We start from the raw sequence: 24,615 nt of genomic DNA on the forward strand, positions 1-24,615 counted from the left end.
GAGGCCAGTGAGGCGGACCTAACTTAACCGAGGCTTACCTGAGCCATACCCACCCGTCCAGTGATTCAGCTCTCACCTTCTCGCGGGGGGTGGCGGCCGGACACGGAGCCGTCACGGACCCTCCACGGCAGCCCCATGGCCGGGTCAAGCCACGGTCAAGACGGGCTCAGACGGGCTGTTCGTTCCGCACTGCGGAAGGCTTGGCCGGGATGGCGGAAGGCTCCGCCGTGCGGACGGGGACCACCAGCGGGGCCCCGGTGCGCGGGTGGGGGAGCACCTCCACCGGCTGCCGGTAGACCCGGCTGAGCAAGGCGTCCTCGAACACCTCGGCGGGCGGTCCGGCCGCCGCGATCCGGCCGTCGTGCAGGACGGCCGCCCGGTCCGCGTAGGCGGCGGCCAGGCCCAGGTCGTGCAGGACGACGACCACCGCGTCCCCGGCCGCGGCCCGCTCCCGGCAGATGCGCAGCACGAGCTCCTGGTGGCGCAGGTCGAGGGCGGCGGTGGGCTCGTCGAGCAGCAGCAGCGGGGCCCGCTGGGCCAGTACGCGGGCCAGTGCGACCCGGGCCCGCTCGCCGCCGGAGAGGGCGGAGAAGGGGCGCGAGGCGAAGTCCGTCACCTCGGTCGCGGCCATGGCGGCCGCCACCGCCTCCTCGTCGGCGTCGGCGAGGTGGGTGCCGGCCCAGGGGGCGCGGCCCATCCGGACCACGTCCTCCACCGGAAAGGGGAACGACAGTGCGGCCGACTGGGGGAGCACGGAGCGGCGCAGCGCGAGATCCGGGGCGCTCCAGTCGCCCACCGGGCGGCCGTCGATCCGGACCTCCCCGGAGGCGGCGGGCAGGTCGGCGGCGAGTGCGGCCAGCAGGGTGGACTTGCCGGCGCCGTTGGGGCCGACCAGCGCCAGCACCTCGCCGGAGCGGGCGGTGAGGTCGATGCCCGAGAGGACCTCGCGCGCGCCGAGGCGGACGTGCAGGTCCACGATCTCGGCGAGGGGCGTGCCGGGGGTGGGGCGGGACGGGAGGGTGCGCTTGTTGCGGGCGAGCAGCCCGGCCAGTCTGCGGGTCAGGTTGCTCGTCGCGTCGCTGGTCGCGCTGCTGGTCACACTGCTGGTCACGCCCAGCCTCCTTGCTTGCGGCGGGTGCGGCGCAGCAGCCAGAAGAAGAAGGGGCTGCCGATCAGGGCGGTCAGCACACCGAGCGGCAGCTCGGCGGGCTGGGCGAGGGTCCGGGCGGCGAGGTCGCCCGCGACGAGGACCACGGCTCCGGCGAGCGCGCTGCCGGGGACGAGGAAGCGGTGGCCGGGGCCGTTGGCCATGCGCAGCAGGTGCGGGACGAGCAGGCCGATGAAGGTGATGACACCGGCGACGGCGACGGCGGCGGCGGTCAGCAGGGCGACGACCAGGATCAGGGACAGGCGCAGCCGCTCGACCTCGACGCCGAGGTGGCGGGCCGGGCGTTCGCCGAGGGAGAGCAGGTCGAGGCGGCGGGCGTAGAACGGGGCGATCAGCAGGCCGGCGACGGCGCAGGGCAGGACGGCGAGCACCTTGGGCCAGGTGGCCTGGGCGAGGGAGCCGAGCTGCCAGAAGGTGATCTGGTTGACCTGGCCGCTGTCCGCGAAGAAGACGAACAGGCCGATGAGGGCGCCGGCGAAGGCGTTGACGGCGATGCCGGTCAGGATGAGCGTGACGACCTCGGTCTTCCCGCCGTTGCGGGAGAGGAGGTAGACGGAGCTGACGGTGATCAGGCCCGAGACGAACGCGCAGACGGTGATCGTCCAGTTGCCGAAGAAGCTGAGGCCGAGGCCGATGGCGGCGACCGCGCCGACGGCGGCGCCGGCCGAGATCCCGATCACGCCGGGCTCGGCGAGGGGGTTGCCGAAGACGCCCTGCATGAGCGCGCCGGCGCAGCCGAGGCTGGCGCCGACGAGCAGCGCGAGGACGACGCGGGGGAGGCGTACGTTCCACAGCACGCTCTCCCCGACCCGGTCGAGGGGGGCTCCGCCGAGGCCCATGCGGTGCTGGACGGAGGCGAGTACGTCGGGGGTGGGGATGCGGTAGGCGCCGGTGCCGGCGGAGACGAGGGCGAGGAGGAGGAGCGTGGCGACGAGGGCGGCGGTGAGCCAGAGAGCTCTACGGCCGCGCGGGGCCCCGGGCTCCGCCCGAACCGATCCAGCCTCTCCGGCGTTTGAGGAGCGGGGTCTGGGGCGGAGCCCCAGTTTCGGGAAGGGGTGGGTCGGGGAAGGCCGCCCGCAGGGCTCGGGCGCCTCCGGCACTTCGACGGCAGACGCTTCGTCGGGCTCGCCCGCATCGGCGGGGGATCCGGCCCGCGGGGAATCGTAGGGCAGGGTCATCTCAGGCGGCCTTGCCGTAGAGCTGGGTGACCAGGGAGGTCAGTACCTGGTCGGTGCGGGGGCCGTAGTTGAGGAGGACGCCGTCGTCGACGGTGACCACGCGGCGGTCCATGCCCGCCGGGGTCTGGGCGACGCCCGGGATCTTGACCAGGCCGTCGATGCCGCCGACCGATTCGAGGCCCTTGGACATGACCAGGATCGCGTCGGGGGCGGCGGCCGCGAGGGCCTCGCTCGTGATCGGGGTGAAGTCCTTCCCGAGCCCGGACTCCTTGCCGGTGTCGACCGCGCCGGCCGCCTCCAGCAGGGACGCCGCGCCGGAGTCCGAGCCGCCCAGCAGGTACACGGAGGCGGTGCCGCGGAGGTAGAGGAAGGCGACGCGGGGCTGCTTGCCGGAGGTGGCCGGGATGCCCTTGCGGACGGCTGCGATCCGCTCCGCGGTGCGCTGGTTGAGCTGGGTGCCCGCGTCCTTGACGCCCAGGGCGCCGGCGACCGTGTCGATGCGCTTCGGTACGTCGTCCAGGGACTTGGCCGGGGCGACGACGAGGACGGGGATGCCCGCGTCGCGGATCTGCTGGATCGCCTCCGCGGGGCCGCTGGTGGTCTCCGCGATGACGAGGGTCGGGCGCAGCGACAGGACGCTCTCGGCGGAGACGTCGTGGCCACGTGTCACCACCGGCAGGTCGGCGGCCTGTTCGAAGGTGGCGGTGATGTCCCGGGCGACGACCTGCCTGCCGAGGCCCAGGGTGTAGACGATCTCGTTGAGGCTGCCGGTCAGCGGGACGACGCGGTCCGCGGAGGTGACGGTGACCTGGGCGCCGTCGGCCGAGGGCACCGTCACCGGCAGTGCGGACTGCGGCGCCGTGGCGAGTGGTTCCACTCGGTCCGGAACGGCGGCTGTGGTGGGGGCGGATGAGCCCGGGGTGGTGGCCGTACCTCCGCAGCCCGTCAGTGCGAGTGCCAGTGCTGCCACGGCAAGCGCGAGGCGGGGAATGCGGTGTGACGCGGCGGGCGTAGGCACGAAGGCACCGTCCTGATCGTCCGACTGAGGTTCTGGGGACCGGGGGGTTACGTACCCGGCCGTGGGTAGCTTAGGTTAGCCTAACCTTGCTTAGCCATACCCAGGAGGGGACGTTCATGTCCGCTAGACCCGTCCGCGCGTTCGCCGTCACGCTGTTGGCGGCCCTGCTGGGAGTCCTGCTCCCGGCCACCGCCGCCCGGGCGGGCACCGTGCAGGGCGGTCGACTCGACTGGGGTATCAAATCGTCTTTCCAGAGTTATGTCACCGGTCCGGTCGCGAAAGGCAGTTTCAAGCTGAAGAGCGGAGCCGCCACGGTCGGCGGCAGTCTGTTCCGTTTCCACTCGGCGGCCGGCTCCTACGACCCGGCGTCCGGCACCTTCGAGGCCTCCTACTCGGGCGGGGTGACCTTCCAGGGACACCAGAAGTCCGACGGAGTCTACGAGCTGGACATGACCGTCAGCCGCCCCACCGTCAAGATCAGCGGCGGTAGCGGCACCCTGTACGTGGACGTCTCCAGCAAGGCCAAGGACACCGGCGCGGTCAGCAACCAGTCCCAGGTGCCCTTCGCTACGCTCGGCCTCGGCGGCATCAACATGAAGGGCGGCGCCAGCCCGCTGACCCTCACCAACGTCCCGGCCACCCTCACCGCGCAGGGCGCCCAGGCCTTCGCCGGCTACTACGCGGCCGGCACGCAGCTCGACCCCGTCTCGCTCTCCGCCGACGTCAAGGCGGCCCCGGCCGCGGAGCCCTCGCCGTCGGCGACCCCGCAGCCGGGCGCCAGCGAGCAGACCCCGCAGGCGCAGGGCGCCTTCGCCGACGCCGCCGTCGACTGGGGGGTGCGCCGCACCTTCCGCGAGTACGTCACCGGTTCGGTCGGCCAGGGCAAGTGGACCCTCGCCGAGGGCGCCCAGGACGGCGGCGCGCTGTTCCGCTTCCCGCAGGGCAAGGGCGCGTACGACGGCGGGAAAGGCACTCTTGACGCGGCCTTCGCCGGCACCGTCCAGTTCACCGGCGCCCATCTGGACCTCAAGCTCGGCAAGGTGAGCGTCAAGGTGGAGAACGGCAAGGGCGTGCTCTCCGCGGACGTGACCACCGGCAGCGAGACGAAGAACGCCGTCCCGCTGGTGGAGTTCGACGCCAAGGGCCTGAAGACCGAGGGCGGGCTGGCCACGCTGACCGAAGCCCCGGCCGTCCTCACCGAGGGCGGATCGCAGGCCTTCAACTCCATGTACAAGGCGGGCACCGAGATGGACCCCGTCTCGCTCGCCGTCGCCCTCGACGCCACCGCGAAGCTGCCGGCCCTGCCCGACCTGGGCTCCACCGCCTCGCCCGCGCCCGCCCCGACGGCCGTCGAACCCGCCCCCGCGGCGAAGGCCGAGGAGTCCTCCCCTGCCGGGCTGTTCATCGCCCTGGCCGTGGCCGTACTGGTCCTGGCCGGCGGCGCCGTCTTCCTGGTGGTCCGCAGGCGGCGTACGGCCGCCACCGTCGAGTAGTTCCCTCCCTTCCTCTCCCTTTCCCCTTCCTTCGTGTCCCCCAGGAGTTCCCAGCCATGTCGTCCATCCGCCGCCCGATCTCCCTCGCGGCCGCCGTCCTCACCGCCGCCGCGCTCGGCACCACCGCCCTCGTCCTGCCCGCCCAGGCCGCCGGAGGGCCCCCGACCCAGCCGATGGAGATCATCGGCGGCTCCCTCGACTGGGGTGTGCTCGCGAGCTACCGGGCTTACGTGACCGGCATGGCCAAGGGCGCCATCACCGTGGCGGACGGCGCCAAGCAGAACGAGGACGGCACGCTGCGCTTCGTCGAGCCGACCGGCCAGTACGACCCGGCCGGCGGCCACGTGGTGAAGGCGGCCTTCAAGGGCAGCGTCACCTTCTCCTCGCCCGCCCCGCCGACCGGCCACGGCTTCGAGGTCAAGCTCTCGGACATCCGTATCGACACCGGCACCAAGAACCTCACCGCGGACGTCACCAAGTCCGGCACGACCACGCAGGACGTGCCGCTGGCCAAGGTGGCCTTCGCCGGCCAGGCGATGACCGGCCTGGCGACCACGCTCACCAAGGAGGCGGCCGACGCGCTCGGTTCGCCGGGCTACGAGAACAAGGCGGGCGACCCGCTCACCGCGAAGCTGGAGTTCAAGCAGCCCACCCCGGACCCCGAGCCCACCCCGACGAAGCCCACCCCCACGCAGCCCACGCCCACCGCCCCGACGCCCACCGCTCCGGCCGACGGCGTGCAGAAGGTCCTCAGCGGCAAGCTGACGTGGGGCGTGAAGGAGTCCTTCCGCAAGTACGTGCTGGCCGCCGGCTCGATCACCCCCGCCGGCGGGGCCGCCAAGAACGGCGACCTCTTCGACTTCTCCTTCGGCAAGGGCGAGCTGGACGTCAAGAAGCAGAAGCTGAACGCCTCCTTCGAGGGCAACCTCCGCTTCCAGTACGCGGCCCACGGCATCGACATGACCTTCGCCAACCCCCGCCTCGACGCAACCGGCAAGACCGGCACCCTGTACCTGGACGTCAAGAACGCCTCCGGCAGCAAGACGGCCGTCCCCTTCGCCACGCTCGACCTGTCGAAGACCGACTACAAGACCAAGAACGGCGTGCTCACGCTGAACGCCGTCCCGGCCGCCTTCACCGCCGACGGCGCGGCGACCTTCGCCAACGACACCACCGGCTCCATGTACAAGGCGGGCGACGCGATCGACCCGCTCACCTTCTCCGTGGCCGTGGACAAGGACGCCACCCTTCCCACGACCACGGGCGGCACCACCGGCGGCACGGGCGGCACGGGCGGCACCGGAGGTACGGGCGGCACCACCGGGGGCACCGGCGGTACGGGCGGCAGCGTGGGCGGCGGCTCCGTCGGCGGCAACCTCGCCAACACCGGCGCCGAGATCCCGGCCGCGGCCCTGCTCACCACCTCCGGCGCGGTGATCGCGGCCGGCGCGGGCGCGCTGTTCCTCGCGCGCAGGCGGCGTACGGCCCAGGTCTGAGCCGTGCTTGAATTCCCGCGTGAACGATCTCGACGTGCTGAAGGTCTTCTGCGCGGGTGACGGCCGGTACGGCAACCTGCTCGGCGTCGTACGCGACGGCCGGACCTGCCCCGACGACGCGTCGAGGCAGGCGCTGGCCGCCGAACTCGGCTACAGCGAGACGGTGTTCGTCGACGACCCCGAGCGCGGGGTCGTCGACATCCGCACCCCCGGCACGCGGATGTCCTTCGCCGGACATCCGCTGGTCGGGGTCGCGTGGCTGCTCGACATCGAGGAGCTCCAGCCGCCCGCCGGATCCGTATGGGCCCGCGACGACGGGGAGTTCACCTGGATCACGGCCCGCGCCGAGTGGGTCGAGGGCAAGCGCACCGAGCAGTACGGATCCGTCGCCGAGGTCGAGGCGCTCCCGGCCCCGCCGCCGGGCGAGGGCTGGCTGTACGCCTGGGCCTGGGAGGACGAGACCGCGGGCCGCGTGCGGGCGCGCGGCTTCCCGCGCCGACCCGACGGGGTCATCGCCGAGGACGAGGCCACCGGCTCGGCGGCGATCCTGCTGACGGCCCAGCTCAACCGCGCCCTGAACATCACCCAGGGCGCCGGCTCCCAGATCCTCACCGCCCCCGGCCCCGACGGCACCGTAGAGATCGGCGGCCGCGTCCGCTTCGCCCGGGCGGTGACTCCGGCCGGCCCCCTGGGCTGATCGTTTGGCTCTAGGCTGCCGCCCGTGAGCGGAATAGACGTGGGCAACGGAGTGGTGGGCGCCATCCTCGGGGTGGTCTTCGCGACGCTGTTCCAACAAGGCCTGCAAGACGCGTGGTTCAAGGTCCGTCGCCGGTCGGCGGGCATGGTGCGCAGCATCACCTTCCGGGAGCATCAGCAGGGCGGCGCCTGGTCCACCTTCGCCCTCGGCCCCCTGCACACCTCCGCGCTCATCGTCGACGGGGACGGGCACGCGGTGATCTCGCCCGAGTCCGTCCACATCCAGGTCCTGGACGGCGACGTCGAACTGCCGGCGGAGATGGCGGCCTGGCGGGAGCAGATCGCGGCCGAGGAGGACCGGGCACGCGAGACGGGAGACCGGGTCCCGGTGTGGAACGGCCCGCGCTACGCCGTCGAGTCCCTCGACGTCTCGCGGACCGCCCTCGACGAGCAGGCGGAGATCCACCTGCGGCTGCGGCCCACGGACTACCACACCTTCCTCGCGGCCCAGCAGCTGGACCGCCGCTTCGCGGACGGGGGCACGCCCCGGACCCGCTATCTCGACCCCGAACAGCCGCTGGCCGCCCCGGCCTTCCTGCAGTGCAGCTTCGGCGTCAACATCGCCGTGGTCACCGCCGACCACCTGCTCGTCGTGAGCCACCGCAGCGAGCGCGTGCGTACGGCGCCGGGCGTGTGGAACTCCTCCGTCAACGAAGGGCTCTCCCGGCACATCGACTCGTCGGGGCGGGGCGCTCCCGACGTGCACGCCGCCGCCCGCCGGGGCATGCGCGAGGAACTGGCACTGGAGCCGCACGAGTTCACGCTCTCGCTGCTGGCCTTCGTACTGGACGTGGACAAGCGCGCCTGGAGCGCCCACTACTACGCCCGGCTGAACGACCTGACGGGCGAGCAGCTCCGGACGCGCATGAGCAGGGGAGTGCCCGACCGGTGGGAGCACCAGGCCGTCGAGTACGTCCCCTTCCGCTCGGCCGAGGTGACCCGGTACCTGCTGCGCCCCGACCGGATCCACCGCTGGGCGCCGGTGGCCCCGGCCCTGTTCCACCTCGCCCTGGTGCACGTACACGGCAGGGCGTCGGTGGAACGGGCCGAGGCGCAGGCGGTGCGCCGGCTCCGCTGAGCCGCGGGGCCGGCCCCCGGAGGGGTTACGCGCTGAGGCGGAACTCCTCGCCCAGCTCGCGGAAGACCGCGCCGTTGAAGTCGAAGGCGCGCTTGCACTCGTCGATGATGCGCTGCTTCTCCAGGTCGTCCGCGGCTATGGCGTCCAGCAGCTCGCGGTAGGTCCGCTTGAAGGCAGCCGGGTTGGAGATGTCCGCGAAGACGTAGAAGCGGACGCCGTCGCCCTTGCGCTCGAAGCCCCAGGTGCGCTCGGCCTTGTCGCGGATGATCTGGCCGCCGGAGAGGTCGCCCAGGTAGCGGGTGTAGTGGTGGGCGACGTACCCGCCGGGCCACTCGGCGGCGCACTCGGCGACGCGGGCGGCGTACGCCTGCGTCGCGGGCAGCGCCACCACGTTCTGCTGCCAGTCCGGGCCCAGCAGGTGGGCGAGGTCGCGTTCGATCTCGGCGACGCGCATCAGCTCGGGCTGGATGAACGGGCCGGCCACGGGGTCGTTCCGGAGGGCCTCGGCCGCGTCCTCCAGGGCCCGGTACACGAACCACAGCTGTTCGGTGTAGCGCGTGTACGCGTCCACGCCGAGCCGTCCGCCGAGCAGGTCGCTCATGAAGGTCGACGTCTCGGCCTCGGTGTGCTGCTCATGCGACGCGACGCGGATGACCGTAGAGAAGGCGTCCAAGGCGGACCTCCAGGAAGAGGAAACAGGCGTGGCGGCAGTGCCGCCACGCCCGATACTCCTACTTAGGCTTGCCTAAGTCAATGTGTTCCCGACGTCTTGTCGGTAAAAAAATCCGCCCCGGCGATCCGGCCGGGTTCCGCTACGGCAGGGTCAGGATCTCCGCCCCCGAGTCCGTCACCACCAGGGTGTGCTCGAACTGCGCGGTCCGCTTGCGGTCCTTCGTGACGACCGTCCAGCCGTCCGCCCACATGTCGTACTCGTGCGTGCCCAGGGTCAGCATCGGCTCGATGGTGAAGGTCATCCCGGGCTCGATGACGGTGGTGGCGTGCGGGCTGTCGTAGTGCGGAATGATCAGGCCGGAGTGGAAGGAGGAGTTGATGCCGTGGCCCGTGAAGTCCCGGACCACGCCGTAGCCGAAGCGCTTCGCGTACGACTCGATGACCCGGCCGATGATGTTGATCTGGCGGCCCGGCTTGACGGCCTTGATGGCGCGGTTCAGCGCCTCGCGGGTGCGCTCCACCAGCAGCCGCGACTCCTCGTCCACCTCCCCGCACAGGTAGGTGGCGTTGTTGTCGCCGTGCACGCCGCCGATGTACGCGGTCACGTCGAGGTTCACGATGTCCCCGTCGCGCAGGACGGTGGAGTCCGGGATGCCGTGACAGATGACCTCGTTGACGGAGGAGCACAGCGACTTCGGGAAGCCGCGGTAGCCGAGCGTCGACGGGTAGGCGCCGTGGTCGCACATGTAGTCATGGGCGACCTTGTCGAGCTCGTCGGTGGTCACCCCCGGCGCGATCAGCTTGGCGGCCTCTTCCATCGCCTGGGCGGCGATCCGGCCGGCGATGCGCATGGCCTCGATGGTCTCGGCCGTCTGCACCTCCGGTCCGGTGTACGGAGTGGGCGCGGGCTTGCCCACGTACTCGGGCCGGCGGATGTTTCCGGGAACGGAACGGACGGGAGAAAGCTCGCCTGGTACGAGCAGCGACTGGCCAGACATGCAAGCGAGTGTATCCAGCGGGGATGGGGCAGCATGGCGGCAGAGAGCGGTAACGAGAGGAGCCCGACAACGATGGCCCTGTTCAAGAAGCGCCAGGTGGGCAAACCGGGCGAGTGGTACTACTGCCTGGTCCACAACAAGGTCGAAGAAGGCCCCGAGTGCCCGGCGAAGGACCGTTTCGGCCCGTACGAGACGCCCGAGGCGGCGAGCCACGCCATGGAGACGGCGCAGGAACGCAACCTCGAATGGCAGAACGACCCCAAGTGGAACGACAAGACCCGCGAGGAAGAAGAGGGCACGCCCTCGTAGCGGTCACGGCGCCGTGGCGGCTGCGACCGCGGCTACCAGCGGCTGGGCGGCGGCGCGGTCAGCTGGTCGGCCAGCCGCGCCAGCCGGTCCCGGAAGCTGCGCGACCCGCGCTGCGCCGGCAGGCCGTTCTCCCCGGCCGCCGCGCTGACCAGGTGCTGCACGGTGTCCAGATCCAGTTCGGCGCCGTCCTCCGGCACGGACAGCACCTCGTGCGCGAGCGTGCCCAGTTCCGGATCCCCGCCGTCCAGGGACAGTACGGTCGCCCCCGCGCGCCGGACCTCGTGAACGCGCTCCAGCAGCGCCTCGCCGGGCTCCCCGGGCGCCACGACCAGCAGCGTGTGCCCGCGCCGGGCCGCCGCGAGCCTGCCCAGCCCCACCGACAGGTGCGGCGGCTCCCCGGGCCGCACCCGGTGGCGTACGAGCGTGGGCGCCAGCTCCGGCAGCCCCGACCAGGCGGCCTCGTCCACCAGGTGCGCCGCCAGGTGCCAGGGCTCGTAGCCCTCCGTCCCCACCAGCAGCAGGTTCCCGCCGGCCGGTACGACGGACCGGCGCAGCGAGCCGGCGAAGCGCCGGGCGGCCCCCGGCCACTGCGTACCGGCGAGCACCTCGCGCAGCAGCGCGACCCTCACGGCATCCATATCGGCATCCTGCCGCATGGAAGGGACATAGGGGAGCAGTACGGGAGCGTTCCCTCCTCTTCGACTGTGGGCTACCCGGCAGTACTCTCGCCCCCATGACTTCCTCAGACAGCACGCAGAAGCCGCCGGTCAAGGACCCGTGGGAGCTGCCGGACGTATCCGGCCTCGTCGTCGGCGTCCTCGGCGGCACCGGCGACCAGGGCCGCGGCCTCGCCTACCGGCTCGCCCGGGCCGGCCAGAAAGTGATCATCGGCTCCCGCGCCGCCGACCGCGCCCGGACCGCCGCCGAAGAACTCGGCCTCGGCGTGGAGGGCGCGGACAACGCCGAGTGCGCGCGCCGCAGCGACATCGTGATCATCGCGGTGCCGTGGGAGGGCCACGCCAAGACCCTCGAAGCCCTGCGCGAGGACCTCGCGGGCAAGCTCGTCGTGGACTGCGTCAACCCGCTGGGCTTCGACAAGCAGGGCGCCTACGCCCTCCGGGTCGAAGAGGGCAGCGCCGCCCAGCAGGCCGCCGCCCTGCTCCCCGACTCCCGCGTCACGGCGGCCTTCCACCACCTCTCGGCGGTCCTCCTCCAGGACGAGTCGATCGACGAGATCGACACCGACGTGATGGTCCTCGGCGAAGCCCGCGCCGACACCGACCTCGTGCAGGCCCTCGCCGCCCGCATCCCCGGCATGCGCGGCGTCTTCGCCGGCCGCCTCCGCAACGCCCACCAGGTCGAATCCCTGGTCGCCAACCTCATCTCCACCAACCGCCGCTACAAGGCCCACGCAGGCCTGCGCATCACGGACGTCTGAGCAGCGCGTTCCACGGGCACGGACGCCCGTTGCCGGGGCATGCACGGCGGAGCGGTCCTCCTCGGGCCGGACCGTCGGGCATGCCCCGCGCTCACCCCCGCCGGCCGGGGCGCGCCTCGACGGCCCCCAGGTGGGCCACCACACCGTGGTGGAAGCGTGCGACGGCATCGTCCACGCTGCGGATGAAGCCGGACTCGGTATTGCCGCGACTGTTGCCCATTCCCTTGATCAGCGACAGCCGGAACCCGCTGGGCAGGGCCCCGTCCCTGGGCAGCAGATCACCCGGTTCCGGGCGCAGGCGCTCCAGAGTGCCGCGCGGCCCGTTCTCCCCCTCCACGAGGCTCTGTACGTGCAGATCCGCCGGCGCCTCGGACAGCAGCCGCATCAGCCGCTTCACCGTGGCCAGCGGATACGCCCCCTCCGGGGCCGGGATGTCGACGGACGTGCGGATCTTCCCCGTCCGCAGATCGGCGATGACCGCGATGACGGAGCCGGCCCCGTCGACCCGCAGTTCCGCGGAGAGCCTGCCCTCCGTGCACAGCCTCCCGGCCGCCGCGACCCGCCGGGCCCGCGGATCGCTGCCGCGCCGGGCCCGCTGCACCGGCAGCGCCTTCTGCCCGAGTTCCCCGCCGAGGCGCAGGCAGACCTGCCGGATGAGGCGCTCCCAGCTCTCCACGACGTCGACGGCGCGGGCGTCGGCGGGGTCGATGGTCTCGTCGTCGATGCCGTTGCGCACCGGCACCCAGGCGGGTCCCATGTTCTGGAAGCCGTGGCATCCCGAGTTGTCGTGCTGCAGGTACTCCAGGAGCTCCTGGAGGAGCCACGCGTGGGCGGCGTTGCCGACACCCTCGTGGCGGATCAGCATCTGGGCCTGGTGCGCCACCTCGGCCCACGACAGGTGCCACAGGCTGACCTTGTGCTTGCGCCGTCCGTCGATCTTGACGTCGACGATGGCCGCACCTTCGAGGGCCACGTCGTTGGACAGCGTGATCACGGCCTCGTAGCCGCGGCGGGTGGCGATGTCCATGTACTGCTGGACCTGCTCGGCCTTGAGCGGGTTGCCGTTCGTCTTCGTCTCGACCAGCGCCGTCCACAGCCTGCCCGCGCGTTCCACCCGGATCACACCGTCGGGGCGCTTCGGGGAGTCGCCGTGCGGCAGGGGCACCTCGGTGAAGGTCTGCATGCGGCCGGCCGGGGCGCCGAACGCGGCGGTGAGGCGCCGCCCCAGCTCGGGGACCTGGGCCATGACGGACAACAGGACCGAGGTCGCCCGTACTTCGCGCTCCTTGTCGCTCTTGAGGGACGGGACCGGGAACAGCCGCGCGGTCTGCCAGGAGTCGTTCTCGGCGAGGGACTTCCCGGCCACCTTGGGCAGGGTGACCTTCTTCCTCGTCGTGCGCGGACCGCGACCGCGCGTCTGGGCCGGCACGGCGGCAGCGGCTGCCGGCTCCGCGGCAGCGACGGGAGGGACGGGAGGGACGGGAGGGACGGGAGGGACGGGAGGGACGGGAGGAGTGCGATCGGCCGGCGCGGCAGAGGGGACGGGCGGGACCGGTGCGCCGGTCCCGGACGCCCCCGCCGCCGCGGGGGCAACCGGTTCCTCGGACACCGGGGGTTCGTCGCCGTCCTCGGTGACGATGATGCCGAAGTCCGTGGCCAGCCCGGCCAGGCCGGTCTCGTACCCCTGCCCCACGGCCCGGAACTTCCACTCGTCGCCCCGGCGGTACAGCTCACCGAAGATGAAGGCCGTCTCCACCCCCGCGCCCTCGATCGAGAATCCGACGAGGGGTTCGCCGGACCGGTCCGAGACCGTCATCCGCAGGTCGTCGAGGTCCCCGAAACGGGCGCCGCCGTACTGGCTGGCCGCCACCACGATCCGCGCGACGTCCTCCGCGACGGCGGTCAGGTCCACGCTGATGCGGTCCTCGTCCCCGCTGTCGGTGGGCGTCTTCCCGAGGAGCTGCACGCTGCCGTCGGCGGCCGCGGGATGGTTGTAGAAGTAGAAGTCGTTCTCGCTGCGGACCTTGCCGTGCTCGTCCAGGAGCAGTACGGAGACGTCGGCATCGCCGGCTCCGGAGGTGCTGGTCCAGCCCAGACTCACGACGACGGAACCGGCGTCCTCGCTGAGGGCGGTCAGGCTGACGTTCGCACCCTTTGAGATCTCCTGCATGTGTGTTCCCCCCACTCGCCGGCGTCGTCCGTCGCGGGCGGAGCGGGCCGGGATGTTCGCTCTGTCGCGCCCCCGATACGGCGCGTCACCGGCGAACCGTAGCGCCGGGCAGCACAGGAGGTCAGGCAAAGGGGGAAATGGACCGGCCGCGGTTCGCCGCCGCCCTTACGGCGGCACTGCGGGGCATGGGGGACACTGGAGGGGCTCGACTGCCTTCAGTGTTTCCGAGGAGCTCTTTCCATGCCCCGCCTTGCCGTCTTCGCCGTTGTCGTCTGCGTTCTTGCGGTGGCCGCGGCCGTCGTCGCCTTCGTGGAGGGCAGCTTCCTCGGGATCATCTGGGTGCTGCTCGCCGGCCTCACGTCCAACCTGGCCTGGTACTACCTGCGCAAGGCCAAGGCCGAGAAGGCCGCGCGGACCTCGTAGCCGGCCGGCCGGTCAGCGGGCCTGGCAGAGGTCGCCGGCGTCCTGCCAGAAGCGGTAGAGGGCGCGCCCGCAGTCCGTCTCCAGGTCCGACACGCCGAGTGCGGACAGCAGGTCGCGCACCACGCCGAAGAAGAAGAAGTTGACCTCCGGGATCCACAGCAGCGCGAACACGGCGATCAGCCCGAACGGCGCCAGCGGCTCCACCTCGCGGCGCACCCGGTACGACAGCCAGGGCTCGATGACCCCGTAGCCGTCGAGGCCCGGCACCGGCAGGAAGTTCAGGATCGCCGCCGAGACCTGGAGCAGGGCCAGGAAGGCCAGCGCGTACCGGAAGGGCATCGGCACCCCGTCGAGGGCGTCCAGCCAGAACGGGGCCGTGCAGATGACGGCGAACGCCACGTTCGTGAGCGGGCCCGCCGCCGAGATGAGGCTGTGCTTCCAGCGCCCCTGGATCCGGCCGCGCTCGATGTAGACGGCGCCGCCGGGCAGGCCCAGCCCGCCCAGGATCACGAACAGCACCGGCAGCACGATGCTGAGCAACGCGTGCGTGTACTTCAGCGGATTCAGCGTCAGGTAGCCCTTGGCGCCCACCGACAGGTCGCCGCTGTGCAGGGCGGTGCGGGCGTGCGCGTACTCGTGCAGGCAGAGGGAGACGATCCACGCCGACGTCACGAAGAGGAACACCGCCAGCCCGGTGCTCGTCGAGTACCCGGTCCACACGGCCCAGCCGGTGACGGCCATGACGGCGAAGATGCCGAGGAATACCGAACTGATCCGCCGCTCGCCGCGGCCGCCCTGATGACCCATGCCGGGAAACCTATCCCGGGCGCGGTGCGGAAAACGGTTCGGGGCCGGGCCGGGGTCCGGGGACAATGGGCCGGTGCGTTACGCGATTCTCGGCACCGCCCAGGCCATCCACGACGACGGGACCCCCGTCGGCGTCGGCGGAGCGCGCCTGCGGGCGCTCCTGACCGCGCTCGCGCTCCGGCCGGGGCGGGTGGTGCCGACCGCGCTGCTCGTCGCCGAGGTGTGGGACGGCGCCCCGCCGGCCGACGCGCCGGCCGCCCTGCAGGCGCTGGTCGCCCGGCTGCGGCGGGCCGTCGGGCATGCGGCCGTGCGTTCCGCGGAGGGCGGCTACCAGCTCGCCGCCGACCGCGAGGACGTCGACCTGTACCGCTTCGAGCGCCTCGCCCGGGCCGCGGCCGAGACCCGGGACCCGGCCGAGGCCGCCGCCCGGTACGAGGAGGCCCTCGCCCTGTGGCGCGGACCCGCCCTCGCCGACCTGCCCGACCCGGGCGCGGAATCCGCACGCTGGGAGGCCGTACGGACGGACGCGCGCCGGGGCCGGCTCGCGGCGGCCCTGGCCCTGGGCCAGGCGGAGCAGGTCCTGCCGGAACTGACCGCGCTGTGCGCGCGGCAGCCGCTGGACGAGCCGCTGCAGGCGCTGCGCATCCGGGCGCTGCGCGACGCGGGCCGCCCGTCGGAGGCGCTGGCCGCGTACGACGCCGTACGCCGGGACCTGGCGGCCCGGCTGGGCACGGACCCGGGCCCCGCCCTGCGCGCCCTGCACACCGAACTCCTGAACCCGCCGGCCGCGGCGGCCCCGCACCCGCACCCGGCCCCGCACCCGGCCGACGCCGGGCCCGTCGCGCAGCCGGCCCGGCCCGAGCAGGGCTCCGCCGCCGGCTCCCACCCGGACGAGCACCCGGCCCCGCCCCACCCGGACGGGCACCCGGCCCCGCCGCGCCCCGGCGCCACCGTCCACGCCGCGGGTTCCGCCGGATCCGGCCCGAACCCGTATCCGGCCCCGGCGGGGAACCTGCGGGCGCGGCTCACCACCTTCGTCGGCCGTGAGGACGACATCCGCGTCATCGGGGACGATCTCGCGCGGGCGCGGCTCGTCACGCTGCTCGGGCCCGGCGGGGCCGGCAAGACGCGGCTCTCGCAGGAGGCCGCCGAGGCGCACGACGCACGCGGCGGCTGGCCCGACGGGGTGTGGTTCGTCGAGCTGGCCCCCGTGGACGACCCGGAGGACGTCGCCGAGGCCGCGCTCGCCGCGCTCGGTGCGCGGGAGACCAAGCTGCGCGGAGCCGCCGCCGAGGAGCTGCGGGCCCTGACCGACCGGACCGGGGGCGCCCCGCTCGACCGGCTCGCCGAACACTGCGCACGGCAGCGGCTCCTGATCCTGCTCGACAACTGCGAGCACGTGATCGGGGCCGCCGCCGAGCTGGCTGAGGAGCTGCTCGCGCGCTGCCCCGGCGTGCAGATCCTGGCGACGAGCCGGGAGCCGCTGGGTGTGCCGGGGGAGTCGTTGCGGCCGGTGGAGCCGCTGCCCGATCCGGTCGCGTTGCGGCTGCTCGGCGACCGGGGGGCCGCCGCGCGCCCGGGGTTCCGTACGGAGGACGATCCGGGCGCGGCCGCGGAGATCTGCCGGCGGCTGGACGGGCTGCCGCTGGCGATCGAGCTGGCTGCGGCCCGGCTGCGGCTGCTCACCCCGCGCCAGATCGCGGACCGGCTCGACGACCGTTTCCGGCTGCTGACCAGCGGCGCCCGTACGGTCCTGCCGCGTCAGCAGACCCTGCGGGCCGTCGTCGACTGGTCGTGGGACCTCCTCGACGAGCCCGAACGCACGGTGCTGCGCCGGCTGTCCGTGTTCGCGGGCGGCTGTGACCTGGCGTCCGCCGAGGCCGTGTGCGCCGACCCGTCCTACGACACCGCCGACGTCCTCGGCTCCCTCGTCGACAAATCCCTCGTCGTCGCCGCCCCCGGACCCGACGGCTCCGCCATGCGCTACCGCCTCCTGGAGACCGTCGCCGAGTACGCCGACGAGCGCCTCGCCGCCGCCGAGGGCGACCGCGAGCACACCGAGCGCCGCCACCTCGTCCACTACCGCGAACTGGCCCGCACCAACGAGCCCCTGCTCCGCGGCCACGGCCAGGGGGCCGCCACCGAGCGGCTCGTCACCGAGTACGAGAACATCCGCACCGCCCTGCGCCGTGCGGTGGCCGCCCGCGACGCCGACGAGGTGCTGTGCCTCGTCCACTCCCTGGGCTGGTACTGGCACATGCACGACCTGGCCACCGAGTCCCGGCACTGGTCCGCGGCGGCCGCCGCGCTCGGCCCCAACCCCTTCGCCGAGCCCTCCGCCCCCGCCGAGCCCGTCTACCAGCGGATCGTCGACACGCCCCCGCCGTACACCGGCGAACTGCTCACCGAGGCCTGGCGCGGCATCCAGCTGATCCGGCTGGCCGCCCGCGACCAGAACAGCGACACCTGGGACACCCCCGAGGTCCGTGCCCAGATCGACGGCGTGATCGCCGCCTACCGGCCCGGGCTGCCGCAGACCTGCCGGTCCCCTTCGTTCCTCTGGATCTACGCCGTCATGATCGCGGGCGATCCCGGGCTGCTCCAGCGCGTCGTGGACGACACCGTCGAGACCGCCCGTTCCTTCGGCTACCGCTGGGAGCTCGCCTCCGCCCTCCAGCTCCGCGCCAACATCCTCGCCAACCGGGCGGACTGGGCCGGCGACGCCGCCCGCGACGCCGAGGAGAGCCTGGACCTCTTCCGCGAGCTCGGCGACGACTGGGGCTGCGCCGAGGCGCTGTCCGCGCGCGCCGAATCCCGGGAGAAGCGCGGCATGTACGCGCTGGCCGCCGAGGACTTCCGGGCGGCCATCGAGCACGCCGAACGCCTGGGCGCCAAGGCCCAGGTGACGGTGTTGCGCGTACGGATGGCAGGGACGCTGATCGAGAACGGGGAGGCCGAGGAGGCCGAGGCGATCCTCACCGAGATCACGGCGAGGTGGCAGGGGTACGGCAACGAGGCGATGCCCGCCGCCCGGATGTTCCTCGCGAACCTCCTCGGCCGCACCGGCCGGATCACCGAGGCCCGGGCCCAGATCCAGGCGCTGCGCGAGGACTTCGCGCTCGGTGCGTACGCCGTCTTCGACGTGTTCCTCCTCGCCACGATCGCCTGGCTGGACAACCGGGAGGGCGAGTACGCGGAGGCGCTCGTGCAGATCCGCGAGGCCACGAACAGGGTCCGGGACCCGCTCGTGATGATGGTCGCCCCGCAGCTGCCCGCCGTGTACCTGCTGACCGGGGCCGTCTCCCTCGTCTCGCTCGGCGGTCCGCGAGGCGCGTACGACGCCGTCCGGCTGCTCGGCGCCTACCGCACGCACCTGCCGCCCGGGCACTTCCCGATCACCACGGAACGGGAGGACAGCGCCCTCGTCGAGGAGCTCGCGCGGGCGGCGCTCGGCGACGCGGCCTTCGAGAAGGCGTACGCCGAAGGCGGCGGCCTCACCATGGAGGAGGCCACCGCCCTCATCTGACCCGGCCCCCGGCCGGTGCCCGTCCGGGACGCGATCCGGAATGGACCGGCCCGCGGGTCAGGTCTTCTGGCGGAACTTGCGCACCGCGAGCGGCATGGTGACCGCCGTGATGGCGATCGACCAGGCCAGCGTCATCCACACCGAGTCGCCGACCGGAGTGCCGTTGATCAGGGCACGGGCGGCGTCCGCCAGGTTGGACAGCGGGTTGTAGTCCGTGAAGGCCTGCAGCCAGCCGGGCATGGTGGACGGCATGGCGAAGATCGAGCTGCCGAACTGCAGCGGCATCAGCACCAGCATCGCCATGCCCTGGACGGCCTGCGCGGTCTTCATGGTCAGACCCAGCAGGATGAAGATCCACATCAGCGAGGCGCCGAAGACGACCGACAGACCGATGGCGGCGAACAGGTCCAGGACCGAGCCGTCGATCGACAGGCCGAGGATGAAGCCGACGCAGAGCAGGATCGAGATCGCGATCAGCATCCGGCCGATCTCGACGACGATCTTGGCGAGGAGGACGGACGACCGGGCGATCGGCATGGACCGGAAGCGGTCCATCACGCCCTTCTTGAAGTCGTCGTTGACCCCGGTGCCCACCGCCATGGCGATGTTCATGCCCATCATGGCCATCAGGCCCGGGACCAGGTAGCTGACGTACTCGCCCTGGTTGCCCTTGCCGGAGACGGCGCCGCCGAACACGAACACGAACAGCAGCGTGAAGATGATCGGCATGAACAGGACGTCGAACATCGACTCGGGGTCCTGCTTGATCTGGAGGGCGTTGCGGCGCACCAGGGCGCCGATGTGCCGCAGATTGGCCCGCAGGCCGATCCGGCCCTCGCCGGCGTGCGCGGCCACCGAGGCCGGACCGGGCGCGGTGGGCGCGGGCTTCGTCGTGGTTACGGTGCTCATGCCGCGACCTCCTCGGTCTTCTCGGTGGGGACGGAGTCCTCGAGGAGCGTGGGCTTCTGGCCGGTGATGGCCAGGAACACCTCGTCGAGGCTGGGCAGGTAGGTGCCGAGGTCGGCGATCGCGTACCCGCGGGAGGCCAGCAGGCCGACCACGGCGGTCAGCTGCTCGTCGCTCAGGATCGGGACCAGCAGTACGCCCTCGTCCGGCACGGCCTGGGAGCCGGCCACGCCGTCCAGTCCGGCCTCGGCCAGCGCGCGGGCCATGCCCGGCAGGTCGGCGGAGGCGACGGGGCGGATCTTCAGGGTGCGGCCGCCGACGCGGGCCTTCAGCTCGTCGACCTTGCCGTTGGCGATGACCTTGCCGCGGTCGATGACCGTCAGCTCGCTTGCGAGCTGCTCGGCCTCCTCCATGTACTGGGTGGTGAGCAGCACGGTGGCGCCCTCGGCGACCAGCCGCTGGACCTCGTCCCACACCTCGTTGCGGGTGCGCGGGTCGAGACCGGTGGTCGGCTCGTCCAGGTAGAGCACGGCCGGGTTGCCGATCAGGGAGGCGGCGAGGTCGAGCCGGCGGCGCATGCCGCCGGAGTAGTTCATGGCCGCCTTCTTGGCCGCCTCGGTGAGGGAGAACCGCTCCAGCATCTCGTCCGCGCGGCGGCGGGCGTCCTTGCGGGAGAGATCGAGCAGCCGCCCGATCATGTAGAGGTTCTCCCAGCCGGAGAGCTTCTCGTCGACCGAGGCGTACTGGCCGGTGAGGCCGATGGTGCGGCGCAGCTGCCGGGGCTGGCGGACCACGTCGAACCCGGCGACGACGGCCGTGCCGGCGTCGGGCACGACCAGGGTGGAGAGGCAGCGGACGAGGGTGGTCTTGCCGGCGCCGTTGGGGCCGAGGACCCCGAGGACCGTGCCCTCCCGGACGTCCAGGTCCACGCCGTCGAGTGCTTTGGTCTCGCCGTAGTGCTTGACCAGCCCCCGTACCTCCACGGCGTTGGGCTTCTTGTCGTTTCGCGTCATGTCCACCATGGGACCATCCGCCACTGACAAAGCACCGACAGCCGACCGACAGCCCGCCGACAAGCAGTCGACGCCCCGGCGGCGGACCGGCGGCGGACCGGCGGCGCACCGGCGGTGGACCGCCGCCGGACACGCGACGGCCCGCCGGCGAAGGGTCGCCGGCGGGCCGTCGCAGCCGTTCACCTGATCAGTGGAAGGCGTGCTCCGCCTGCGGGAACGTTCCGCCGATCACGTCCTCGGCGAAGGCCTTCGCCGCGTCGCCCATGGTCGCGCGGAGGTTCGCGTACTGCTTCACGAACCGCGGCAGCTTCCCGCCGGTCAGGCCCATCATGTCGGTCCACACCAGCACCTGCGCGTCGCACTCCGAGCCCGCGCCGATGCCGACCGTCGGGATGTGCAGGGACCGGGTGACCTCGGCGGCCAGCTCGGCCGGGACGAGCTCCAGCACCACCGCGAAGGCGCCCGCGTCCTGCGCCGCCTTCGCGTCGCGCAGCAGCCGGTGCGCGGCCTCGTCGCCGCGGCCCTGCACCCGGTAGCCCATCGCGTTCACGGACTGCGGGGTCAGGCCCAGGTGGGACATGACGGGGATGCCGGACTGCACGATCAGCTCGGTCTGGGCCAGCGAGCGCTCGCCGCCCTCCAGCTTCACCGCTCCGACCCCGGCCTCCTTCACGAGACGGGTGGCACTGCGCAGCGCCTGCACGGCGCCTTCCTGGTACGAGCCGAACGGCATGTCGCCGATGACCAGGGCGCGGCTCGTGCCCCGTACGACGGCCGCCGAGAGCATGGCCATCTGGTCCATCGTCACCGGGACGGTGGAGTCGTAGCCGAGGTGGCAATTGCCCATGGAGTCGCCGACGAGGATGACCGGAATGCCGGACTCGTCGAAGACGGACGCGGTCATGGCGTCGTAGGCGGTGAGCATGGGCCACTTCTCGCCGCGTTCCTTGGCGAGCGTCAGGTCGCGGACGGTGATGCGCCGGGTGCCCGTGCCTCCGTACAGGGTGGGGGAGGCCGCTGATGCGGGTTCGCGGGCAGGCGAAACGGCATGCGTCATTGCAACTGCTCCTTGTGTCATCTCGAGGCGCCCTCACGGCGTCCCCGGACTCACCCACCATGGTGGCATCCGCGGGGCCGAAGGCGGAAGTGGTGTGGGAGACACCCGGCCCGCGGGATCCAATGTGCGCGTTTCGTGACAAGCGGAACCCCGTGCGCGCGGCCGTTCGTCCTCCCGGACGTACGGCCGCGCCGGAGGGTCGTGACGTACGACACGGAAGGCTCCGTGCATCGCCTAGGGTCAAGGGGCGGGGACGGAGCGCGAGCACGGCAGTGAGGGCAGTGGCATGGCACAGGCGTACATGACGGAATCGGGGAACGGCGGCTCGGAGCCCGAGCCCTCCGGATCCCGCTTCCGGCGCCGACTGGCCGAACTGCGCAAGGACCCCGGCATCTGGCGGCGCGGATGGGTGCTCGCCGCGATCGCCCTGCTGATCGCGCTGGTGATGATCTTCCACGCGGAGCTGCCCAACGACGTGGGCAACCTCGGCAGCCTCACCGAGACCTTCCTGCCCTGGCTGGGCCTGGCCATCCCGCTCCTGCTGGCCGGCGCGATCTTCCGCAGGTCCGCGACCGCGCTCATCGCGCTCGTGCTGACCGGCGCGGTCTGGGTGAACCTCTTCGGCGGGCTGGTCACCGACAAGTCCGGCTCCGGCGGCAACCTCGTGGTCGCCACCCACAACGTCGACGCCGACAACCCCGACCCGCGCGGCACCGCCGAGTCCGTCGCCAGGTCCGGAGCCGACATCCTGGCCCTCACCGAGCTCAAGGGCAGCGCCGTCCCCGTCTACGAGAAGGCCCTCGCGGGCACGTACAAGTACCACTCGGTCGAGGGCACGGTCGGCCTCTGGAGCAAGTACCCGCTGAGCGCGAGCGCGCCCGTCGACATCAGGATGGGCTGGACCCGGGCCATGCGCGCCACCGTCGACACCCCGCACGGGAAGGTCGCGGCGTTCGTCGCGCACCTGCCCTCGGTCCGGGTCAAGCTGAAGGCCGGCTTCACGGCGAACCAGCGCGACGACAGCGCCGACGCGCTGGGCGCGGCCCTCGCCGCCGAACCGCTGAAGAACGCCATCCTGCTCGGCGACCTCAACGGCACCATGAACGACCGCGCCCTGTCCGAGGTCACCTCGCAGATGCGCTCCACCCAGGGCGCGGCGGGCGACGGCTTCGGCTTCAGCTGGCCGGCGCAGTTCCCGATGGCCCGGATCGACCAGATCATGGTCCGCGGGATCCGGCCGGAGGCCTCCTGGACCCTGCCGCGCACGGGCAGCGACCACCTTCCGGTCGCCGCCCGGGTCACGGTCAAGCCCTGACGAGGGTGGCGGTTACGCCTGCTCGCGCCAGCCGTTCGTGATGGGCAGCCGGCGGTCCTTGCCGAAGCCCTTCGCGGAGATCTTCGTGCCCGGCGGGTACTGGCGGCGCTTGTACTCCGCCGTGTCCACCATCCGCAGGGTCCTGGCGACCAGCTCGCGGTCGAAGCCGGCCTCCACGATCGCCTCCATGCCCTGGTCGCGGTCCACGTACAGGGCGAGGATCGCGTCGAGCACGGGATAGTCCGGCAGTGAGTCCGTGTCCACCTGGCCCGGGCGCAGTTCGGCGCTCGGCGGCTTCACGAGGGAGTTCTCCGGGATCGGCGGGATCTCGCCGCGCTCGGCGGCGGCCCGGTTGCGGTACTGCGCGAGCCGGAAGACGTCCGTCTTGTAGACGTCCTTGATCGGGCCGTACGCGCCCACCGAGTCGCCGTAGAGCGTGGAGTAGCCGACGGCCAGCTCCGACTTGTTGCCCGGGGCCAGCACGATGTGGCCCTCCTGGTTGGAGACCGCCATCAGCATGGTGCCGCGCAGCCGGGACTGGAGGTTCTCCTCGGCCAGGCCGGTGAGGCCGAGCGAGCCCATGTACGCGTCGAACATCGGCTCGATCGGCACGGTCCGGAAGTTCAGGCCGGTCCGCTCGGCCAGGTCGGCCGCGTCGTCCTTGGAGTGGTCCGAGGAGTACTTCGAGGGCATTGAGACGCCGTACACGTTCTGCGCGCCGATCGCGTCGCAGGCGATGGCGGCGACGAGCGCGGAGTCGATGCCTCCGGAGAGCCCGATCAGGACGGAGCGGAATCCGTTCTTCTTGACGTACGCGCGCAGGCCCACGACCAGCGCGTCGTAGACCTCCTCGTCGTCGTCGAGGCGGTCGGCGTATCCGCCGGTGACGACGGGCTCGTACGCCTCCACGGGCTCCTCGGACAGGATCACGCGGTCGATGCGCAGTCCGTCGTCCACCACGCCCTCGGGGGCGTCGGCGCGCGCGGCGGGCAGGTCGAGGTCGACCAGGACGCAGCCCTCGGAGAACTGCGGGGCGCGGGCGATGACCTCGCCGTCGGCGTCGACGACGATCGAGTCGCCGTCGAAGACCAGCTCGTCCTGGCCGCCGATCATCGCCAGGTAGGCGAGGGTGCAGCCGGCCTCCTGGGCCCGCTTCCGTACCAGTTCGAGGCGCAGGTCGTCCTTGTTGCGCTCGTACGGGGACGCGTTGACCGAGATCAGCAGTCCGGCCCCGGCGGAGCGGGTGGCCGGGACCCGGCCGCCCTCCTGCCAGAGGTCCTCACAGATGGCCAGGGCCACGTCGACGCCGTGGACCCGGATCACCGGCTGGGTGTCGCCCGGCACGAAGTACCGGAACTCGTCGAACACCCCGTAGTTGGGCAGGTGGTGCTTGGCGAAGCGCAGGACGACCTGTCCGCGGTGCAGCACGGCCGCCGCGTTCTCGGGGGAGCCGGCCGGCTTGCCCAGCCGGGGGACGGCCTTCTCGGTGCGGTCGAGGTAGCCGACGACCACCGGCAACTCGCCGAGGCCCTCGGCCGCCAGCCGCTGCGCGAGCTCGCGCAGCGCGGCGCGGGAGGCCTCGACGAAGGAGCCCCGCAGGGCGAGGTCCTCGACGGGGTACCCGGTCAGCATCATCTCCGGGAACGCCACCAGGTGGGCACCCTGCTCGGCGGAGTGCCGGGTCCAGTGGACGACCGAGTCGGTGTTGGCGGCGATGTTGCCGACATGCGAGTCGATCTGATTCAGAGCGAGGCGTAGTTGAGGCACGGGGCCCAGTCTAATCGTCTTTCTGAC

Annotated in this window: 21 protein-coding genes; 9 read left to right on the top strand and 12 right to left on the bottom strand. The window is 72.4% G+C overall.

What is annotated here, in order from left to right; genetic code table 11:
* Positions 1-166: 166 nt before the first annotated feature.
* Genes ACFYZ4_RS06670 through ACFYZ4_RS06680 form a run of 3 tightly spaced genes read right to left on the bottom strand, consistent with a single transcriptional unit; the run spans position 167 to position 3,364 of the window.
* Positions 167-1,063: a heme ABC transporter ATP-binding protein gene (locus ACFYZ4_RS06670; RefSeq protein WP_390783433.1), complete on the bottom strand. Its 897-nt coding sequence runs from the start codon at positions 1,061-1,063 to the stop codon at positions 167-169.
* A gap of 44 nt (positions 1,064-1,107) precedes the next feature.
* On the bottom strand, positions 1,108-2,346 hold the full coding sequence (locus ACFYZ4_RS06675; protein WP_390783264.1) for a FecCD family ABC transporter permease: 1,239 nt from the start codon (positions 2,344-2,346) through the stop codon (positions 1,108-1,110).
* Position 2,347: 1 nt separating this feature from the next.
* Positions 2,348-3,364 carry a hemin ABC transporter substrate-binding protein gene (locus ACFYZ4_RS06680; RefSeq protein ID WP_390783265.1) on the bottom strand — a complete coding sequence of 339 codons (1,017 nt, stop codon included), beginning with the start codon at positions 3,362-3,364 and terminating at the stop codon, positions 2,348-2,350.
* Positions 3,365-3,480: 116 nt separating this feature from the next.
* On the opposite strand from ACFYZ4_RS06680, the gene ACFYZ4_RS06685 reads away from it, so the two are divergent.
* From ACFYZ4_RS06685 to ACFYZ4_RS06700, 4 genes are read left to right on the top strand one after another with little or no spacing between them, the layout of a single operon-like run.
* A complete protein-coding gene (locus ACFYZ4_RS06685) occupies positions 3,481-4,857 on the top strand; it encodes an HtaA domain-containing protein (RefSeq protein ID WP_390783266.1) in 1,377 nt (458 codons plus the stop codon).
* 56 nt (positions 4,858-4,913) lie between these two features.
* Positions 4,914-6,353: an HtaA domain-containing protein gene (locus ACFYZ4_RS06690; RefSeq protein ID WP_351301006.1), complete on the top strand. Its 1,440-nt coding sequence runs from the start codon at positions 4,914-4,916 to the stop codon at positions 6,351-6,353.
* 19 nt (positions 6,354-6,372) lie between these two features.
* Complete coding sequence (locus ACFYZ4_RS06695; protein ID WP_390783267.1) at positions 6,373-7,050, top strand: PhzF family phenazine biosynthesis protein; 678 nt, start codon at positions 6,373-6,375, stop codon at positions 7,048-7,050.
* 24 nt (positions 7,051-7,074) lie between these two features.
* The gene (locus tag ACFYZ4_RS06700; protein WP_390783268.1) at positions 7,075-8,187 is read left to right on the top strand and encodes a hypothetical protein; all 1,113 of its coding nucleotides are present in this window, start codon (positions 7,075-7,077) and stop codon (positions 8,185-8,187) included.
* Between the two features lie 25 nt (positions 8,188-8,212).
* On the opposite strand, the gene ACFYZ4_RS06705 is transcribed toward ACFYZ4_RS06700, so the two are convergent.
* Positions 8,213-8,860, bottom strand: a complete 648-nt coding sequence (locus ACFYZ4_RS06705; RefSeq protein WP_351300997.1) for a biliverdin-producing heme oxygenase — start codon at positions 8,858-8,860, stop codon at positions 8,213-8,215.
* A 139-nt stretch (positions 8,861-8,999) separates the two neighbouring features.
* A complete protein-coding gene (gene map, locus ACFYZ4_RS06710) occupies positions 9,000-9,857 on the bottom strand; it encodes a type I methionyl aminopeptidase (protein WP_351300994.1) in 858 nt (285 codons plus the stop codon).
* 72 nt (positions 9,858-9,929) lie between these two features.
* Here map and ACFYZ4_RS06715 point away from each other — a divergent pair, with 72 nt between their 5' ends.
* Positions 9,930-10,166 (top strand): hypothetical protein, encoded by a 237-nt coding sequence (locus ACFYZ4_RS06715; RefSeq protein ID WP_351300991.1) that lies wholly within the window; start codon positions 9,930-9,932, stop codon positions 10,164-10,166.
* Positions 10,167-10,198: 32 nt separating this feature from the next.
* Here ACFYZ4_RS06715 and ACFYZ4_RS06720 read toward each other — a convergent pair whose 3' ends face one another.
* Positions 10,199-10,804 (bottom strand): hypothetical protein, encoded by a 606-nt coding sequence (locus ACFYZ4_RS06720; protein ID WP_390783269.1) that lies wholly within the window; start codon positions 10,802-10,804, stop codon positions 10,199-10,201.
* A gap of 95 nt (positions 10,805-10,899) precedes the next feature.
* Here ACFYZ4_RS06720 and npdG point away from each other — a divergent pair, with 95 nt between their 5' ends.
* Positions 10,900-11,604, top strand: a complete 705-nt coding sequence (npdG, locus tag ACFYZ4_RS06725) for an NADPH-dependent F420 reductase (RefSeq protein ID WP_351300985.1) — start codon at positions 10,900-10,902, stop codon at positions 11,602-11,604.
* Positions 11,605-11,695: 91 nt separating this feature from the next.
* On the opposite strand, the gene ACFYZ4_RS06730 is transcribed toward npdG, so the two are convergent.
* Entirely contained in the window at positions 11,696-13,774 is a 2,079-nt protein-coding gene (locus ACFYZ4_RS06730) for a TerD family protein (RefSeq protein ID WP_390783270.1), read from the bottom strand.
* Between the two features lie 240 nt (positions 13,775-14,014).
* On the opposite strand from ACFYZ4_RS06730, the gene ACFYZ4_RS06735 reads away from it, so the two are divergent.
* Complete coding sequence (locus ACFYZ4_RS06735; RefSeq protein WP_390783271.1) at positions 14,015-14,197, top strand: hypothetical protein; 183 nt, start codon at positions 14,015-14,017, stop codon at positions 14,195-14,197.
* 12 nt (positions 14,198-14,209) lie between these two features.
* Here ACFYZ4_RS06735 and ACFYZ4_RS06740 read toward each other — a convergent pair whose 3' ends face one another.
* Entirely contained in the window at positions 14,210-15,004 is a 795-nt protein-coding gene (locus ACFYZ4_RS06740; protein WP_390783272.1) for a site-2 protease family protein, read from the bottom strand.
* A gap of 73 nt (positions 15,005-15,077) precedes the next feature.
* Here ACFYZ4_RS06740 and ACFYZ4_RS06745 point away from each other — a divergent pair, with 73 nt between their 5' ends.
* Complete coding sequence (locus tag ACFYZ4_RS06745; protein WP_390783273.1) at positions 15,078-18,530, top strand: BTAD domain-containing putative transcriptional regulator; 3,453 nt, start codon at positions 15,078-15,080, stop codon at positions 18,528-18,530.
* 57 nt (positions 18,531-18,587) lie between these two features.
* Here the strand turns inward: ACFYZ4_RS06745 and ACFYZ4_RS06750 are convergent, their stop codons facing one another.
* The 3 genes from ACFYZ4_RS06750 to panB all read right to left on the bottom strand — a co-directional run bounded on the left by ACFYZ4_RS06750 (position 18,588) and on the right by panB (position 21,506).
* Complete coding sequence (locus tag ACFYZ4_RS06750; RefSeq protein ID WP_390783274.1) at positions 18,588-19,439, bottom strand: ABC transporter permease; 852 nt, start codon at positions 19,437-19,439, stop codon at positions 18,588-18,590.
* Positions 19,436-20,458: an ATP-binding cassette domain-containing protein gene (locus tag ACFYZ4_RS06755; protein ID WP_384348871.1), complete on the bottom strand. Its 1,023-nt coding sequence runs from the start codon at positions 20,456-20,458 to the stop codon at positions 19,436-19,438. The genes ACFYZ4_RS06750 and ACFYZ4_RS06755 overlap by 4 nt, the downstream gene beginning before the upstream one ends.
* 178 nt (positions 20,459-20,636) lie before the next feature.
* The gene (gene panB, locus ACFYZ4_RS06760) at positions 20,637-21,506 is read right to left on the bottom strand and encodes a 3-methyl-2-oxobutanoate hydroxymethyltransferase (protein WP_351291500.1); all 870 of its coding nucleotides are present in this window, start codon (positions 21,504-21,506) and stop codon (positions 20,637-20,639) included.
* 286 nt (positions 21,507-21,792) lie between these two features.
* On the opposite strand from panB, the gene ACFYZ4_RS06765 reads away from it, so the two are divergent.
* The gene (locus ACFYZ4_RS06765) at positions 21,793-22,821 is read left to right on the top strand and encodes an endonuclease/exonuclease/phosphatase family protein (RefSeq protein WP_351291502.1); all 1,029 of its coding nucleotides are present in this window, start codon (positions 21,793-21,795) and stop codon (positions 22,819-22,821) included.
* Positions 22,822-22,833: 12 nt separating this feature from the next.
* Here the strand turns inward: ACFYZ4_RS06765 and ACFYZ4_RS06770 are convergent, their stop codons facing one another.
* On the bottom strand, positions 22,834-24,588 hold the full coding sequence (locus ACFYZ4_RS06770; RefSeq protein WP_351291504.1) for an NAD+ synthase: 1,755 nt from the start codon (positions 24,586-24,588) through the stop codon (positions 22,834-22,836).
* Between the last annotated feature and the right edge of the window lie 27 nt (positions 24,589-24,615).

The sequence above is a fragment of the Streptomyces sp. NPDC001513 genome (genome assembly GCF_042894695.1).
Taxonomy (GTDB): Bacteria; Actinomycetota; Actinomycetes; order Streptomycetales; family Streptomycetaceae; genus Streptomyces.

Coding starts and splice junctions, on each gene's coding strand:
- panB (WP_351291500.1), bottom strand. CDS start 21,506: ATGACGCATGCCGTTTCGCCTGCCCGCGAACCCGCATCAGCGGCCTCC.
- ACFYZ4_RS06675 (WP_390783264.1), bottom strand. CDS start 2,346: ATGACCCTGCCCTACGATTCCCCGCGGGCCGGATCCCCCGCCGATGCG.
- ACFYZ4_RS06740 (WP_390783272.1), bottom strand. CDS start 15,004: ATGGGTCATCAGGGCGGCCGCGGCGAGCGGCGGATCAGTTCGGTATTC.
- ACFYZ4_RS06755 (WP_384348871.1), bottom strand. CDS start 20,458: ATGGTGGACATGACGCGAAACGACAAGAAGCCCAACGCCGTGGAGGTA.
- ACFYZ4_RS06690 (WP_351301006.1), top strand. CDS start 4,914: ATGTCGTCCATCCGCCGCCCGATCTCCCTCGCGGCCGCCGTCCTCACC.
- map (WP_351300994.1), bottom strand. CDS start 9,857: ATGTCTGGCCAGTCGCTGCTCGTACCAGGCGAGCTTTCTCCCGTCCGT.
- ACFYZ4_RS06715 (WP_351300991.1), top strand. CDS start 9,930: ATGGCCCTGTTCAAGAAGCGCCAGGTGGGCAAACCGGGCGAGTGGTAC.
- ACFYZ4_RS06730 (WP_390783270.1), bottom strand. CDS start 13,774: ATGCAGGAGATCTCAAAGGGTGCGAACGTCAGCCTGACCGCCCTCAGC.
- npdG (WP_351300985.1), top strand. CDS start 10,900: ATGACTTCCTCAGACAGCACGCAGAAGCCGCCGGTCAAGGACCCGTGG.
- ACFYZ4_RS06685 (WP_390783266.1), top strand. CDS start 3,481: ATGTCCGCTAGACCCGTCCGCGCGTTCGCCGTCACGCTGTTGGCGGCC.
- ACFYZ4_RS06765 (WP_351291502.1), top strand. CDS start 21,793: ATGGCACAGGCGTACATGACGGAATCGGGGAACGGCGGCTCGGAGCCC.
- ACFYZ4_RS06720 (WP_390783269.1), bottom strand. CDS start 10,804: ATGGATGCCGTGAGGGTCGCGCTGCTGCGCGAGGTGCTCGCCGGTACG.
- ACFYZ4_RS06735 (WP_390783271.1), top strand. CDS start 14,015: ATGCCCCGCCTTGCCGTCTTCGCCGTTGTCGTCTGCGTTCTTGCGGTG.
- ACFYZ4_RS06750 (WP_390783274.1), bottom strand. CDS start 19,439: ATGAGCACCGTAACCACGACGAAGCCCGCGCCCACCGCGCCCGGTCCG.